This window comes from Acidimicrobiales bacterium (assembly GCA_035540975.1).
Classification (GTDB): Bacteria; Actinomycetota; Acidimicrobiia; order Acidimicrobiales.
The window spans coordinates 34,728-49,570 of sequence record DATLFN010000034.1; the positions used below are offsets into that span (position 1 = coordinate 34,728).

Genomic DNA, 14,843 nt, shown 5'->3' on the forward strand with positions numbered 1-14,843 from the left:
TCCATACTGTGGCGTCCAAAGCAGCCGTGATACCGGCGTCGACGCCACTCCGCCCTCTCCGATCGGTCGAGCCAATGCCTGCCGCCGCACCCCTCGTCAAGCTCGTCGCTGCCGGTTCGGTGATCGCGCTGGTCCTCACCAGCTGCCGGAGCTACAGCGGGCCGCCGCCCGAGCCGGCCGCCGCCGTCCGCCGGGCGACCACCACCACGACGGCGCCCACCACCACGACGACCACGCCGGCGCCCACCACCACGGTCGCCACCACCGTCCCCGCACCCGGCACGACGGCCACCACCGCACCGCCGCCCGGCCTGGGCCGGGGCGCCTCGGGCCCCGAGGTCCTGGCCCTGGAGCAGAAGCTGGCGGCCCTGCGCTACGACGTCGGCCCCGTCGACGGCAACTTCGACGCCACGACCGGCCACGCCGTCATGGCGTTCCAGAAGGTCACCGGCATGGCCCGCACCAGCCGGGCGACGGACGACGTGATCGCCGCCCTGGCCACCGCCCAGCTCCCGGGGCCCATGTTCGCCGAAGGCGGCCCCGACCGGGTCGAGATCGACCTCCCCAAGCAGGTCCTCGCCCTGTGGCAGGGCGGTCAGCTGGTGCGCACGCTGTCGGTGTCGACGGGCAACAACAAGCGGTACTGCGTGGACGGCGCGTGCGCCAAGGCCGTCACCCCCGGAGGATCGTTCAAGGTGCTGCGCAAGATCAACGGGCTGCGTGTGAGCCGCCTGGGCAAGCTCTACAACCCGCTGTACTTCAACGGCGGCATCGCCATCCACGGGTCGCCCAGCGTGCCCGGGGCGCCGGCGTCGCACGGCTGCGTCCGCATCCCGATGTCGGCGTCGAAGTGGTTCTTCGACACCGTCCCCGTCGGGACGCCGGTCTACGTGCTCGGGGGGTCGCGGGCGCCGGTGCCGTTCGACGAGCCCGTGCCGGGCGAGGACCCGGCCGCCACCACCACCGTCCCCACCACGGCCGCCCCCGTCACCACCACCACGGCGCCGCCGGCGATCGTCCCGCCCGTCACCGACACGACCACCACCGTTCCGACGACGGTGCCCGTCACCACCGCTCCCACGACCACGCCCGGGCTGCTGCCCTAGGCCGGCGGCCTTGGGGGCCGCCGGCCGCCGTCGGCTCGACGACACTGGGAGCCATGGACGAGGTCGAGCTCGAGCTGTCGCCCACGGCCATGGCCGCGGGCGGCGCCGCGCTGGCCCGCGACGCCGCCGGGCGGGTCGTGTTCGTGGAGGGAGCGCTGCCCGGCGAGCGGGTGGCGGCCCGCGTCACGGAGGCGAGGAAGGACTACGCCAAGGCCGTCGCCGTCGGCGTGCTGGACGTCTCGCCCGACCGGGTGGCGCCCCCGTGCCCGGCGGTGGCGGCGGGCTGCGGTGGCTGCACCTGGCAGCACGTGGCGCCCGACGCGCAGCTGCGGTTGAAGGCGGCCATCGTGGGGGACGCCCTGCGCCGCATCGGCCGCCTGCCCGACCCGCCCGAGCCTCGACCGGTCGCGCTCCCGGGCCCGGCGCTGCGCACCACCGCCCGGCTGGCCGTGTCCCCCTCCGGGCGGGCCGGCCACCGCCGCCGGGGCGGCACCGACGCCGTGGCGACCGACGCCTGCCTGGCCGCCCACCCGCTCCTCGAGGAGCTGATCGTGGCGGGCCGCTTTCCCGGCGCCGAGGAGGTGCTGCTGCGCGTCGGCGTGGCGTCGGGCGAGCGGCTGGCGCGGGCGACCGGCCCGGCCGCGGACGTGGAGGTGCCGGACGACGTCGTCGTGGTGGGCGAGGGGGAGCAGCGGGCGTTCGTCCACGAGGAGGTGGCGGGGCGGCTCTTCCGCATCTCGGTCGACTCGTTCTTCCAGCCCGGCCCCGTCGCCGCCGCCGCCCTCGTGGCCGCCGTGGAGGAGGCGGTGGGCGGCGTACTCGGGCCGGGCTCCCATCTGGTCGACGCGTACGCCGGGACCGGCCTGTTCGGGTCGGTCCTCGGCGCGGCGACGGGGGCCCGGGTGACCGCGGTGGAGAGCGCACGGGCGGCGGCCTTCGACGCCCGGGCGAACCTCCGCGACCTCGACGCCTCGGTCGTGGTGGTCGAGGTCGCCCGCTGGGACGCCCGCCGCAGCGGGGCCGCCGACGTCGTCGTGGCCGACCCCGCCCGGTCGGGGCTGGGCCGCCCCGGCGTCACCGCCCTCGCTGCCGCCGCCGCGCCGAGGCTGGTGCTCGTGAGTTGCGACCCGGCGTCGCTCGGGCGCGACGCCGCGCTGCTGGCCGGCGCGGGCTACTCGCTGGCCGACGTCGCCCTGGTCGACACCTTCCCGCACACCTTCCACGTGGAGACGGTGGCCCGATTCGACCGGTGACCCCTCCCACCGTTCTCGCACCAGGAATCGACGGTGGCGGTCGATTCCTGGTGCGGGAACGCCCCGGCACGGACGACGAGCGTAGACGTAGCGTTCCGCCGTGATGCTCGAGAACGGCCGGATCGCCGGCCTCGACCGGGTCGGCGAAAGGGCCCGTCGCAAGACGGACGAGAAGCCGGCCGAGTTCTTCACCGTCGGGCTGGTGGCCGTGTTCACCGGCGTGGCCCTCCTGGCCTTCGCCGTCGACACGTCGGCCGTCCGCGGCGGCGTCGTCGGCGTGTTGCTGACCGCCGTCGGCCTGTGGCTGGTCAACGAGCGGGTCCGGGGGTGGGCGCTGCGCTGGCGCCTCCAGTTCCTGGCCGGGGCGGTCGCCCTCCTCGCCGCCGGCACGGGCGCCATGGCGCTGGCGTTCGCCCGGGACGCGGCCTGGCTGGCCGGGGTCGCGCTCGTGTTGCTCGTCGGCGGGCTCCTCCCGACCGGCGCGCTCCTGCGGCGGGCCACGCGCCAGGGCTGGGTCTGGGGCGTCCCCGTCGGGCTCGTGCTTGGCCTGGTCAGCTCCCTGGTCGGGTCCCGCGGGATCGGTCTCCTGCTCGCGCTCGTGGGCCTCGTCCTCTGCCGGCGGGGGCTCCGCCGCTCGCTGGAGGAGCCGGACCACGCACGCACCGTGACGTGGGCCGGTGTGGCGGCGACGGCGATCGGCGCCCTGCTCTTCGTCCTCGCCAGCCAGTTCGCCAACAGCGGGGCCGCGTTCTCGGGGGCCGTCGCCATGGGCTTCGGCGTCATGGCGATGAGCGAGGGATGGCCTCGGCTGGGGCTGCGCCCCATCCCGCCCGCCGCGGTGGTCGCCGTCGGCGTCGTCCTCTTCCTCGTCGGGACCTACGTGCTGGTGGGTCTCCGTCTCAAGCTGCCGTTCTGGCCGGCGCTGGCCCTCGCCGGACTGGTGTGGCTGGTCGGCGCCTCCTTCGTGATGCGGGGCGAGGGCCTGTTCCTCGTCGTCCTCCTCGGCCTCGGTTCGGTGTGGGTCCTGCTCGACCGCACCGACGAGACGCCGAGCAACCCCAACCCGACCGCACCGGAGCGCATCGTGGCCCTGGGCGACTCCTACATCTCGGGCGAGGGCGCGCCCTCCTACTTCGCCGGGACGAACGTCAAGGGCGACGGCGAGAACGAGTGCCGCCGGAGCCCGACCGCCTTCCCGTACCTGGTCGCCCGGAGCCTCGACATGGCCCTCGACTTCTTCGCCTGCTCCGGTGCCAAGGCCGAGCAGCTGTACTCCCCGCCCGGCCAGGAGCCGGACTCGCCCGCCGACGTCGTCGGGGCGCTCCCCCAGCTCGACAACCTGCCGACCGACGTGTCGGGCGTGAAGGTCGTGCTCATCAGCATCGGCGGCAACGATGCCCTGTTCGGCGAAGTGGGCCAGGGATGCACGCTGCCCGGGTCGTGCGAGGCGCTGCGGGAGATGTGGCTGGCCAACCTCGACCAGGTCGGGCCCAAGGTCGCCAGGGCGTACGAGAGGGCCAAGGAGCGGCTCCCCGGCGTCCCGGTCGTGGCCATCCCCTACCCGCTCATGCTGCGCGAGCGCAGCTGCGGGTGGTCGGTGCTCCACGACGCCGAGCACGAGTTCCTCTCCGAGTTCGTCACCGTCCTCAACGACCGGATCCGGGTCTCGGCGGCCAACGCCGGCGTGAACTACTTCGACGAGCAGCTCTTCGCCTACGAGAACGCCCGCATCTGCGACGGGGACGGCCCCGACGACACGGTCATGAACTTCCTCACCTTCGGGCCCGTCGAGGGATCGTTCCTGGCCCGGGTCAACCCCCGGAACTGGATCCACGGGAGCCTCCATCCCAAGCCGGACGGCCACCGCCGGACGGCCGATCTCCTGGCGCCGTTCGTGGAGACCCTGGTGGCCGACGTCCGGGACGGCCGGCGGCCGGCCAACCCCGAGCCCGACAGCACCGCCAGGTTCCGGCTGCGCAACGTCGGCAGCGCCCGGCCCCTCATCGCCCGTCCCGCGGGACTGCCAGCCGACCTCGGCTGCCCCGACGCGGGCCGGACGGTCTCCCCGTTCGCCAGCAGCGTGCTGCTGTTCGACGAGCGGTCGTCGTTCGTGGTCGACGCCGTCGCCGAGTCGACGGTGTGCTTCACCCGGCCCGACGGGACGTGGGCCGCCGAGACGCCGGGGACGCCGGGCGGGAGCATCATCCTCGACGAGGGCGTCGTGCGCATCCGGCCGACGGTCCCGGAGGCGGCCGGCGTCCAGCAGGTCGTGTTCGACGACCGCGAGGTCGGCTGGCACCTCCGCACCGTCCGGTTCTGCAGCCTCGAGGACGAGTGCCCGGACACCGTGGGGGCGTTCCTCAACACCCAGCTGGCCGATGCCGCCCGCGAGCTGGCGCTTCCCGTGCTCCTGATCTTCTTCGGCGGGTGGTTCTCGACCATCGGCCTGTCCCGCCGGTCGGTGGTCGAGGACGTCGCCCGCCGGCCCGAGGCGCGGTCGGCCGGCGCGACGAGCTAGCCGGCGCTCTCCTCCACCGTGAGCGAGCCCGCGCTCGGGACGAACGTCGACCGGTCGCCGGTGTCCCAGCTGACCGTCAGCAAACTCCCCGAGACGGCGACGATCTCGCCCCGGCGGGGCGGCGAGCCCACCTTCTCCGACTCGACCACGATCCGGTCGCCCACGTTCATGCCCCGACCTCCTGCGCTCGACGGCTCCCGCGCAGCGTAATGAAAGTCGGGCCCACCACGGCGGCGCCTACGGGTGGCCCGCCAGCATCGCCGCGATCATGTGGTTGAACTCGACGTGGTCCGGCGAGACGGCCGGCTCGGCGTCGGGCACGGTGGCGATGACCTCGAGGAAGCGGTCGAGCGACGTCCCGCTCGCGGCCGGGAGGTGGGAGGAGAGGATGGTCGCCGGCTGCAGGCGGCGCACGCCTTCGAGCACCTCGGCGAACAGCGAGCGGTCGACCAGCGCGCTCCATGGGGAGTCGGACGTGGCCCACGCCTGCATGCCACCGGCGAGGGCGTCGGCGGGGACCTGGCCGGCGTCCTCGGTGATCTCGGGGAGCAGGGCCCCGAACGAGTCCACCGAGAACAGGGCGCCGGTCGCCTCGTCGAGGAAGCCGGTCGACATCGGGTTGTCGTACAGCGGCGGTGCCACGGCCCGCAGCGTGCGGTCGCCGACGGCCACCCGGTCGCCGGGGCGGATGGCGTGCACCCGGTCGAACGGCACCGGCCACCACGACGACATGCGCAGCGCCGAGAAGGCGTGGGTGACGAGCCGGGCGTTCGGCGCCAGCTCGAACACCCGCTGGATGTTGCCCGTGTGGTCGGCGTCGTCGTGGGTCAGCCACACCCAGCGCAGCGCCGCCGGGTCGACCACCGAGGTCAGGGCCTCGACGAACTCGTCGCCGTCGGAGCCCAGGCCGGTGTCGACGAGTACCGGCTCCTCGGCGTGGAGCACGTACGCGTTGATCGGCAGCACGCCGATGCCGGGCAGCGGCAGGTGGGTCGGGAGCACGTGGACATCGGTCCCGGCGCGGTAGGGAGCATCCATCAGGGCACCTCCTGGGTGGTCGGAGCGGTCTCGACCCCTCGGCGTTCAGGAGAGGGCGGGGTTGTTCAGTCAGCAGTGAACGACCCAGCGCACCTCGTCGGCGTCGTCCGGTTCGTAGGCGCAGTAGAGACCGGTGCGCAGGCGGGTGTCAAGGGTGGTGCCGGCCTCGGGCACCGCCTCGGCCAGCCGGGACGCCGCCGCCCGCAGGGCCCGGGTGACGTTGAGGCGGGCCCGCTCCGACGCCGAGGCGGCCCGGCGGCTGCGGCCGCCCAGCCCGAACGCCCCGGCCAGCCGCCCGACCAGCTGCTCCAGCTCGCCCTCGAGGGTCACCGCCCGGTCGTCGGCGCCCATCGCCAGGGCGTCGTCGATCTCCGCCCGCAGCGCCTCGATGCGGCGCCGGTACGACTCCCTCGCCCGGGCGTCGGCCACCTCGCCGGCGTCACCCAGCCGCCGGCGGTCCACGGACCCGTCCGCCGCCACCCCCTCGACCCGGTCGACCAGGTCGAGGGCGTGGCGCTCCACGCCGGGGCTGCGCAGGAGCTCGACCAGGTAGCGCACGCCCTTGGTGTCGGGGACCCGGGCCCGGACGTCGCCGCACGACACCACCCAGCCCCGGTCGTCCGGGGCGAGGTCGACCGTGCGCCGGGGAGGCGCTCCCCGAGGGGCGGCGCCGTACCGCTCGAGGAGCTCGGCATCGGCGGCCGGGAGCACGACGTCGAGGCCGGCGAGCGTCGCCGCCGCCCGCGCCGCCTCCACCTGGGCGGCGGCCCGGTTCCCGATGGCGTCGTGCAGCCGGACGAGGTCGACCAAGAGGGCGGCCCTGAGCACTGGCGCTCCATGGTCGGGAAGGGCGTCGAGCGCTCGCTCGACGGTGGCGACGGCCGCCGGCCGGTCGCCCCGGGCGGCCAGGACCCGGGCCCGCACCGCCGCGATGCGGGCGTGGAGGCCGGGGACGTCGAGGCCGGCGGCGCGCGTCGCCGAGTCGTCGCAGGCGGCGGCCGCGGCGGCGACGTCACCCGCCCCCAGCTCCACGTCCACCAGCACGGCCAGCAGCTGGGCGGCGCGGAGGCGGTCGCCGGCGATGGCCCGCAGCCCGCGGGCGGCGGTGGCCCGGGCCAGCTCGTAGTCGCCCCGCGCCAGGTGGAGGCGGGCCGCCGGCAGCAGGGCCTGGAAGTGGCTCTCCTTGCCGAGCAGGAGCATCTCGGCGTCCGCCAGCCGGCCCTGGCGGACCCGCAGCTCGGCCAGAGCGATCGCCGGGTGCCAGCTGGGCATGCGCAGGCGCCCCTCGATCTCGGCGATGGAGCGGGTGAGCACCGCTTCCGCCTCGCCCCATCGGCCCAGCTCGCACAGCAGCGTCGCCTGCACCGCCTCGCAGTGGCTGGCCAGGAACATCTGCCCCGGGTTGGCGGTGCCGATCAGCCCTTGGCGGCGGAGGTCGTCGGCCCACGACGACGCCCGGTCGAAGTCGGCGGCGTAGTAGCAGGCAGTCAGGAACGAGCACACCGACTTGCCGGCCGCCTCGTTGTCGTCGGCCGGCCCGCACGCCAGGGCCATCGCCTCGTCCAACAGCGCCATCCCGTGGTCGACCCGGCCCGCCTGCACGTGGGCCAGCCCGGCGTCGGCCAGCGCCTTGGTCTCCAGGTTCACGTCGCCGAAGCGCCGGGCCCGGTCGAGGGCGAGCTCGGCCCGGTCGAGGAGCACGACGGGGTCGTCGACGTCGCAGCCCACGGCGGCGACGGCCACCCAGCCCTGCTCCACGCACGGCGGCTCGTCCTCGACGAGGCGCGAGGCGCGCAGGAACCAGGCCCGGGCGGCGGCCTGGTTGCCCACGAAGTCGGCGATCACGCTGCCCAGCTGGGCGCAGGCGAGGGCGGCCCGGCGCCGGTCGCCCGCCTCGGTGTGCTCGCGGATGGCGGCGGACAGGCCGGCCATCGCCCCCTCGACGTCGAACCCCGGGCCGGCCACGCCGGCCGGCTCGGCCTCCCGCACCTCGCTCCCCCCGGCCGTGGCCACCGCCTCCATCCTCGCGCTCGGGCGGGATCAGCGCGCCGGCGTCGCCTCGCGGGACGGGGCCCACGGTGCCCGGGGTCGCAGGCCCGCGCCGTTCGCCGGCGGGAGGATCAGAACAGCGGGTCGGCGAAGGGGTCGTCGGGCAGGGCGCCGATCCCGTCGACGGAGCTCGCCTCGTCCTCGCCGTAGGCGACGTAGCCGGTGCGTTCGAGCTCCTCGGCCAGCTCGGGACCGCCCGAGGCGACGATGCGGCCCTTCACCAGCACGTGGACCACGTCGGGCTTCAGCTCGTGGAGCAGCCGGTTGTAGTGGGTGATGGCCAGCACGCCGAGGCCGGTCTCGGTCGTCTGCGCCTCGATCCGGCGGGAGACGGCCCGGAGGAGGTCGAGGTCGAGGCCCGAGTCGATCTCGTCCAGCACCGCGAACGCCGGGCGCAGGACGGCCAGCTGCACGGTCTCGCTCGCCTTCTTCTCGCCTCCCGAGAACTCCACGTTCAGCGACCGCGAGAGCAGGTCGGGGCGCAGCCCGACCCGGGCGGCCTCGGCCACCACGCGCTCCGCCACGCCCACCGGGTCGCGGCCGGCGGCCCGGAACGACTCGGCCAGGGTGTCCTCCAGGCTCACCCCGGGCACCTCGACCGGGTACTGCATGGCGAGGAAGAGCCCGGCCTGCGCCCGCTCCCACGTGGGCAGCCCGAGCAGCTCCCGGCCGTCGACGGTGATGCTCCCCTCGATCGCCTCGTAGCCGGGCCGCCCCATCAGGACGTGGCACAGCGTGCTCTTGCCCGACCCGTTGGGGCCCATCACCGCGTGCACCTCGCCGCTGCCGACCGTGAGGTCGAGGCCCCGCAGGATCTCCTTGCCGCCGACGGCCGCCCGCAGCCCCCGGATGTCCAGCACGCTCATGGCAGCCTCACCGAGACCTCGTCGCCGGAGCGGACGACGTCGTAGACGGGCACAGGCTTGGTGGCGGGGAGGGACTGGGGCTCGCCCGTCTCGAGGGAGAAGGCGCTGCCGTGCTTCCAGCACTCGATCTCGCAGTCCTCGGCCAGGACCTCGCCGTCGGAGAGGGAGAAGTCGGCGTGGCTGCACCGGTCGCCGATGGCGTAGAAGTCGTCGCCGATGCGGACCAGGGCGATGCGGTGCTGGCCCACCTCGAACCGCCGCGCCTCGCCCGGCTTCAGCTCGTCGGCGTCGCACAGCCGGACGGTGCGCCCGCTCATCGGGCCGCCACCTTGGCCTCCACGGCGGCCCGCAGGCGCAGCCGAAGCGCCTCCACCGGGGCGGCGGCGATCACGTCGTCGAAGAAGCCGAGGACGATGAGCCGCTCGGCGACCTCGGGCGGCACGCCCCGCGCCTCCAGGTAGTACCGCTGGTCCTCGTCGACGGGACCGACGGCCGACGCGTGCGCGCACCGCACGTCGTTCTCCTCGATCTCCAGGTTGGGGACGGAGTCGGCCCGGGCGCCCTCGTCCAGCACCAGGTTGCGGTTGGTCTGGACGGCGTTGGTGCCGGCCGCCCCCTTGCGGACCCGGATGAGGCCCGAGTACACGGCGTGGGCCTCGTCCTCCACCGCGCCCTTGAACAGCAGGTCGCTGGTGGTCTTCGGGGCGGCGTGGTCCTGCATGGTGCGGAAGTCGTGCTCCTGGGTGCCGTCGCCGAAGTAGGCGGCCAGCAGCCGGCTGCTCCCGCCCTGGCCGAGGAGGCGGGAGTCGGTGCGCACCCGGGCGTAGCTGCCGCCCAGGGCGACGACGCTCGAGACGAGCGAGCCGTCCCGCGCCACCCGGCTGGCCTGGTAGGCGACCTGCCAGGCGTCCCGGCCCAGCTCCTGCACCGAGAGGTAGCCGAGGTTGGCGTTGTCGGCCACGTCCAGCTCGACCACGGGGACGACGAACGGTGCCGCCCCGTCGGGCGACGCCAGGTGGTCCAGCACCCGGACCTGCGACGATTCGCCGGCGCACACCACGAGGCGGGGGAAGACGGCGGCGCGCGCCTCGTCCACCCAGTGGAGGACGACGACCGGGTCGGGTACCACCACGCCCCGGGGGACCCGCAGCAGCACGGCGTCGTCGAGGAAGGCGGTGGCCAGGTCGACGAAGGCGTCGACGGGCGCGCCGACCGACCCGAGCAGGTCGTCGCCGTCGGCGGCCGAGGTGAGCGGGCCCAGCTCCACGCCCCGGGCGGCGAGATCGGGGTCCAGCTCCACCGAGGCGATCCGGCCGTTGCGCAGGACCACCAGCCCCGAGCGCCGCCCGGCGGCGTCGGCCACGCCGGCCAGCTCGGCGGGGACGCCGCCGCCGGCGGTGGCGGGGCCGGCCACGGGGGCGAAGGCGTCGAGGTCGAGCTCGCCGATGCGGCTGTAGCGCCACACCTCCTCGGCCTCGGTGGGCAGCTCCGCCGCCGAGAAGCGCTCGAACGCCTCCGACCGGCGCGCCTGGAGCCAGGCCGGGCCGCGCAGGGCGGCCGAAGCGTCAGCGGTGAACGTGCTCAGCGGGGTCTCCTCGCGCGACAGGGGCCGCCGGGGGCCCCCGGGCGCTCATCCTACTTCCGCTCACGACCACGGGACCCCGACGCACCGTTCTCCGGACCGCAGCAGCCGGAAGGCGGCGCCCGACGCCCGGGGAACGACGGCTCTACAGCGTGAAGCGCCCCGACGCGCTGCTCGCCACCCGGCCGCCGACGCGGAGGGCGCCCTCCTCGGCGTGCACCTCGATACGGCAGGGGCGGCCCATCTCGGCGCCCTGGAGGATGGTGACGTCCACGTCGGTGCCCCAGCGCCGGCGGGCGACGAGGGCGGCGGGACCGGCCGCCGAACCCGTGCCCGGGTCCTCGGGGACGCCGATGCCGGGCAGGAAGACCCGCATGTGCAGCGTGGCGTCGTCGAGGCGGCGCAGGGCGCAGATGCTGCGGGCGCCGGCCGACCGGGCCACGGCGGCCACGGCGTCGAGGTCGGGCGCCAGGTGGTCGAGAGGGGACTCGGTGGGCACCACGAGGTGGTGCATCCCGCCGCTGTCGGCGAGGAAGGCCCCCTCGGCGCCGGGCAGGCCGAGGGCCCCGGCGGCCGCCCCCGCCGCCTGGTCGGCGGCGGTGACGGGCGGGTCGGGAAGCTCCATGGTGGCGCCCGTGGCGTCGGCCTCGACGACGATGGTCGCCCCCGACGTGGTCTGCGTCCACCGGTTGGGGCCGAGCACCCAGGCGGTGCCGAGGGACGGGTGGCCGGCGAAGGGCAGCTCGTCGGCCGGGGTGAAGATCCGCATCTCGTAGCGGTCGTCGCCGGTGACGACCGGGAAGGTCGTCTCGCTCAGGTTGACCTCGCGGGCGATGGCCGGCTGGACCGGGTCCGGGCAGGGGTCGACCACCACGCACAGGGCGTTGCCGGCCAGCGGGCGCTCGGAGAAGACGTCGACGATCCGGTACCCGATCTCGATGCTCACGGCTCCTCCGGTCCGCCGGCGCCGACCTGCTCGCCCACCAGCTGCTCGCCCACCAGCTGCCCCGCCGCCGGGGACAGCGCCACCAGCACCACGCCGGCGCCGACGGCCACCAGGGCGGGCACGGTGACCCCGTCCGAGCCGGCGGCGAGGGCGACGGCGCCCACGCCCGCCCCGCACACGGCGGCGCCGGCCCACGTCGTCCCCCGCCGGCGGCACCACGCCCCCAGGACGGCCGTGGTGGCGCCGACGACGACCAGGAACGCCCCGGCGGCGCCGTCCGGCTCCACGGCCGCGACCGTACCGATCGGCAGGGCGGCGGCGCCGACGGCGAGGAACGGGGTGGCCATGCCCTCCAGGCCGCCGGCGTGCAGCCACCCGCCGGCGAGCAGGTACACCACGCCGGTCGCCATGGACGCCACCCCGGCGCCCGCCACGGCGTCGGCCAGCGTGCCGAAGCCACCGAGGAAGGAGCCGCCCAGGGCCGCGTCCCCGAGGGAGAGGGCGAACAGCCAGCCGGCGGCGACGAGCACGGCGAGGTGGAAGGTGTGCCCCCGCCAGGGCCCGGCGAGGTAGAGGACGGCGAGCAGGAGGGCGGCCACGGCGGCCGTCGCCCGCAGGGACGGGAACCCGTCACCGGCGTTGGCGAAGAAGGCGACGGCGGGGGCGGCCAGGCCCGAGGCGGCGACGGCCGCCGCCCGGGCCGGGCCCTCGACCCGGGTCAGGACGGCCACCGTCGACACCAGCAGGGCGCCGGTGACGAGCAGGCCCGGCGCGCTCGACCCCGTCGAGGCCCAGGAGTCGCCGGCCAGCACGATGGTGCCCGCCGCCGCCAGGGCGCCGCCGACGCCCGCCGCCGCTTCGCCCAGCGACGCCCCCGGGCGGCGCAGCGCCCGGGGGCCGAGCGTGCGCAGCCGGGCCGGGCCGGCCGGCCGGCCCGGCGGCGTGCCGTTCCCCCCGGTGCCGGCGGGCGCCGGGTCGGGCGCCGTCAACGGCGCCGGAACAGCCGCTTCCAGCGGGGCCCGCCGCCCGACCGGCGGGCCCGGTCCTCCTTCACGTCCTCCAGGACCTCGGCACCCACGGCGTTGACGATGTCCTCCGCCTCGTCCAGGAGGGCGGCCGTGTCGGCGTCCAGCCGGGGGGGGTCCACGGGGAGGTTCTTGCGGGCCAGGCTCCCGTGCGTCCACCCTGCGTCGAAGACCCGCTGCTCGAACTTCGGGCAGTCGTCGGGGCACCGCCACGGCGCCTCGGGAGCGAGGTCCAGGCGGCACATGTGCACAGTCTCGCCGCTGCGGTACGTCCGCGTCTCGTAGTGCTTGCAGTTCACCCGCATCGGCATGGTGCCAATGGTACGGGGGCGGCCGCCTCTACGAGAGGCGGCCGCCGGCCCGGGAAGACCCCCGTCAGCCGACCGAGCCCTCCATCTGCAGCTCGATCAGGCGGCTCCACTCCACCGCGTACTCCATGGGCAGGGTCCGGGTGATCGGCTCGATGAAGCCGTTCACGATCATGCCCATGGCCTGCTCCTCCGAGAGGCCGCGGCTCATCAGGTAGAAGAGCTGCTCCTGGCCGACCCGGGAGACGGTGGCCTCGTGGCCGATGCGGGCGTCGCGCTCGTTGATCTCCATGTACGGGTAGGTGTCGGACCGGCTCGTCTCGTCGAGGATCAGGGCGTCGCAGCGGACGAAGCTCTTGGAGCCGGTGGCGCCCTTGTCCACGTGCACCTTGCCCCGGTACGACGTGCGCCCGCCGTCCTTGCAGATCGACTTGGAGATGATGGTGGACGTGGTCTCGGGGGCGGCGTGCACCATCTGGGCGCCGGCGTCCTGGTGCTGGCCGGGGCCGGCGTAGGCGACGGAGAGCACCTCGCCCGAGGCCTTGGGGCCCATAAGGTACACCGACGGGTACTTCATCGTGAGCTTGGACCCGATGTTGCCGTCGATCCACTCCACCCGGGCCTCGGCCTCCGCCCGGGCCCGCTTGGTGACCAGGTTGTAGACGTTGGGCGACCAGTTCTGGATGGTGGTGTACGTGATCCGGGACCCGGGCAGGGCGACCAGCTCGACCACCGCCGAGTGGAGGGAGTCGCCGCTGTAGACGGGCGCCGAGCAGCCCTCGATGTAGTGCACCTGGGCGCCCTCGTCGGCGATGATCAGCGTGCGCTCGAACTGGCCGGCGTACTCGGAGTTGATCCGGAAGTAGGCCTGGAGCGGCATCTCGCAGTTCACCCCCGGCGGCACGTAGATGAAGCTGCCGCCCGACCACACGGCCGAGTTCAGGGCGGCGAACTTGTTGTCGCCGGGCGGGATGACCTTGCCGAAGAACCGGCGGACGATCTCGGGGTGCTCGCGGATCGCCGTGTCCATGTCGGAGAACAGGATGCCCCGGGCCTCCAGGTCCTCCCGGTTCTTGTGGTACACGACCTCGGACTCGTACTGGGCGGTGACCCCGGCCAGGTACTTCCGCTCGGCCTCGGGGATGCCCAGCTTCTCGTAGGTGGCCTTCATCTGCTCCGGGAGGTCGTCCCAGTCGTCCACCTGCTCGCCCGAGGGCTTGAGGTAGTAGTAGATCTCGTCGAAGTCGATGCCGGGCATGTTGACCGCGAACCACGGCTTCATGGGCATGCGCTCGAAGTTGCGCAGGGCCTTGAGCCGGAACTGCGTCATCCAGTCGGGCTCGCCCTTCCACCAGGAGATCTCCCGGACGACGTCCTCGTTGACCCCCTTCTTGGGCGTGAATGCGTACTCGACGTCGCGGTCGAACCAGCCGAGCTTGTACCGGTCGAGGTCGAGGTCGGTGGTGGCCATGGGGCGTCAACTCCTGGGAGACTGGGGCGCGGCAGAATTTCTCCTACCGTCATAGTAACAATCTGTTTCCCCACGGTCATCCCGCGGTGTGCGAAGGTCTAGGGGAGGTTGTGCCGAAGGAAGGTGGGGAACAGACCCCGCGCACCCGACGTTGAACGGAAGCCATGGAGACCACCGAGCAGACCGCCGAGCAGATCATCGAGCAGTGGAGGGCCACGGCCGCCGACCAGGCGTACTTCAGCGCCTCCCGGGTGCAGAGCAACCTCTTCGACCTGTACGGGGCGGTGAGCGGCGCGGCCGCCAAGCAGCTGGTCGAGACGTGGCTGACCCTGACCATCCAGCGTGACCTGTTCTCCGGCAAGGAGCTGGTCGAGATGCTGGACGAGCTCGAGCTCCTCCTGGGCGAGCCGGTCTCGCGCTAGCTGGGCTAGGCGCTCCCGCTCCCGGCTCCCACCACCTCGTCGACGCCTCCGAGCATCTCCTGGCCCATGGCGCGCGCCAGGGCCTCGTCGACGCCGACGAACCCGGCCGCCCGCTCGCCCCGCTCGCGCCGTCGCGCCACGTCGGCGCCCACGGCGGCGGCGTCGGTGCCCGTCACGACCACTCGTCGCCCCACCACGGCCTCCGGCACGGGGTGACAGGCTACGCCCATGGCCGACCCGTCCCCCGCCGATCCCGCTC

15 protein-coding genes are annotated in these 14,843 nt (G+C 74.7%); 4 read left to right on the forward strand and 11 right to left on the reverse strand.

Going from position 1 to position 14,843, the window contains the following annotated elements:
• Positions 1–74: 74 nt before the first annotated feature.
• The 3 genes from VM242_04425 to VM242_04435 all read left to right on the forward strand — a co-directional run bounded on the left by VM242_04425 (position 75) and on the right by VM242_04435 (position 4,877).
• On the forward strand, positions 75–1,106 hold the full coding sequence (locus VM242_04425) for a L,D-transpeptidase family protein (GenBank protein HVM04399.1): 1,032 nt from the start codon (positions 75–77) through the stop codon (positions 1,104–1,106).
• Between the two features lie 53 nt (positions 1,107–1,159).
• Entirely contained in the window at positions 1,160–2,359 is a 1,200-nt protein-coding gene (locus VM242_04430; GenBank protein HVM04400.1) for a TRAM domain-containing protein, read from the forward strand.
• Positions 2,360–2,462: 103 nt separating this feature from the next.
• Positions 2,463–4,877 (forward strand): SGNH/GDSL hydrolase family protein, encoded by a 2,415-nt coding sequence (locus VM242_04435; protein HVM04401.1) that lies wholly within the window; start codon positions 2,463–2,465, stop codon positions 4,875–4,877.
• On the opposite strand, the gene VM242_04440 is transcribed toward VM242_04435, so the two are convergent.
• From VM242_04440 to sufB, 10 genes are all read right to left on the reverse strand, one after another.
• Positions 4,874–5,047, reverse strand: a complete 174-nt coding sequence (locus tag VM242_04440; GenBank protein ID HVM04402.1) for a DUF1918 domain-containing protein — start codon at positions 5,045–5,047, stop codon at positions 4,874–4,876. The two genes, VM242_04435 and VM242_04440, sit on opposite strands and share 4 nt — an antisense overlap.
• A gap of 67 nt (positions 5,048–5,114) precedes the next feature.
• Positions 5,115–5,915, reverse strand: coding sequence for an MBL fold metallo-hydrolase (locus VM242_04445; GenBank protein ID HVM04403.1), 801 nt, complete (start codon positions 5,913–5,915; stop codon positions 5,115–5,117).
• Between the two features lie 69 nt (positions 5,916–5,984).
• Complete coding sequence (locus tag VM242_04450) at positions 5,985–7,928, reverse strand: hypothetical protein (GenBank protein HVM04404.1); 1,944 nt, start codon at positions 7,926–7,928, stop codon at positions 5,985–5,987.
• A 107-nt stretch (positions 7,929–8,035) separates the two neighbouring features.
• The gene (gene sufC, locus VM242_04455; protein HVM04405.1) at positions 8,036–8,830 is read right to left on the reverse strand and encodes a Fe-S cluster assembly ATPase SufC; all 795 of its coding nucleotides are present in this window, start codon (positions 8,828–8,830) and stop codon (positions 8,036–8,038) included.
• Positions 8,827–9,147, reverse strand: a complete 321-nt coding sequence (locus tag VM242_04460; GenBank protein ID HVM04406.1) for a non-heme iron oxygenase ferredoxin subunit — start codon at positions 9,145–9,147, stop codon at positions 8,827–8,829. Before VM242_04460 ends, sufC begins: the two co-directional genes overlap by 4 nt.
• Positions 9,144–10,295: a Fe-S cluster assembly protein SufD gene (gene sufD, locus VM242_04465; GenBank protein ID HVM04407.1), complete on the reverse strand. Its 1,152-nt coding sequence runs from the start codon at positions 10,293–10,295 to the stop codon at positions 9,144–9,146. Before sufD ends, VM242_04460 begins: the two co-directional genes overlap by 4 nt.
• A 262-nt stretch (positions 10,296–10,557) precedes the next feature.
• Positions 10,558–11,358 (reverse strand): PhzF family phenazine biosynthesis protein, encoded by an 801-nt coding sequence (locus VM242_04470; protein ID HVM04408.1) that lies wholly within the window; start codon positions 11,356–11,358, stop codon positions 10,558–10,560.
• Positions 11,355–12,347, reverse strand: coding sequence for a hypothetical protein (locus VM242_04475; GenBank protein HVM04409.1), 993 nt, complete (start codon positions 12,345–12,347; stop codon positions 11,355–11,357). Before VM242_04475 ends, VM242_04470 begins: the two co-directional genes overlap by 4 nt.
• Entirely contained in the window at positions 12,344–12,694 is a 351-nt protein-coding gene (locus VM242_04480) for a hypothetical protein (protein ID HVM04410.1), read from the reverse strand. The genes VM242_04475 and VM242_04480 overlap by 4 nt, the downstream gene beginning before the upstream one ends.
• Before the next feature lie 64 nt (positions 12,695–12,758).
• Positions 12,759–14,162: a Fe-S cluster assembly protein SufB gene (sufB, locus tag VM242_04485; GenBank protein ID HVM04411.1), complete on the reverse strand. Its 1,404-nt coding sequence runs from the start codon at positions 14,160–14,162 to the stop codon at positions 12,759–12,761.
• A 164-nt stretch (positions 14,163–14,326) separates the two neighbouring features.
• On the opposite strand from sufB, the gene VM242_04490 reads away from it, so the two are divergent.
• Positions 14,327–14,584 carry a hypothetical protein gene (locus tag VM242_04490; GenBank protein HVM04412.1) on the forward strand — a complete coding sequence of 86 codons (258 nt, stop codon included), beginning with the start codon at positions 14,327–14,329 and terminating at the stop codon, positions 14,582–14,584.
• Between the two features lie 5 nt (positions 14,585–14,589).
• On the opposite strand, the gene VM242_04495 is transcribed toward VM242_04490, so the two are convergent.
• A partial coding sequence (locus VM242_04495) for a hypothetical protein (GenBank protein HVM04413.1) occupies positions 14,590–14,843 on the reverse strand: 254 nt, incomplete at its 5' end.

Excerpts from the sequence above, each read along its gene's own strand:
- VM242_04425 (HVM04399.1), top strand. The coding sequence starts at position 75 with ATGCCTGCCGCCGCACCCCTCGTCAAGCTCGTCGCTGCCGGTTCGGTG.
- VM242_04430 (HVM04400.1), top strand. The coding sequence starts at position 1,160 with ATGGACGAGGTCGAGCTCGAGCTGTCGCCCACGGCCATGGCCGCGGGC.
- VM242_04435 (HVM04401.1), top strand. The coding sequence starts at position 2,463 with ATGCTCGAGAACGGCCGGATCGCCGGCCTCGACCGGGTCGGCGAAAGG.
- VM242_04440 (HVM04402.1), bottom strand. The coding sequence starts at position 5,047 with ATGAACGTGGGCGACCGGATCGTGGTCGAGTCGGAGAAGGTGGGCTCG.
- VM242_04445 (HVM04403.1), bottom strand. The coding sequence starts at position 5,915 with ATGGATGCTCCCTACCGCGCCGGGACCGATGTCCACGTGCTCCCGACC.
- sufC (HVM04405.1), bottom strand. The coding sequence starts at position 8,830 with ATGAGCGTGCTGGACATCCGGGGGCTGCGGGCGGCCGTCGGCGGCAAG.
- VM242_04460 (HVM04406.1), bottom strand. The coding sequence starts at position 9,147 with ATGAGCGGGCGCACCGTCCGGCTGTGCGACGCCGACGAGCTGAAGCCG.
- VM242_04480 (HVM04410.1), bottom strand. The coding sequence starts at position 12,694 with ATGCCGATGCGGGTGAACTGCAAGCACTACGAGACGCGGACGTACCGC.
- sufB (HVM04411.1), bottom strand. The coding sequence starts at position 14,162 with ATGGCCACCACCGACCTCGACCTCGACCGGTACAAGCTCGGCTGGTTC.
- VM242_04490 (HVM04412.1), top strand. The coding sequence starts at position 14,327 with ATGGAGACCACCGAGCAGACCGCCGAGCAGATCATCGAGCAGTGGAGG.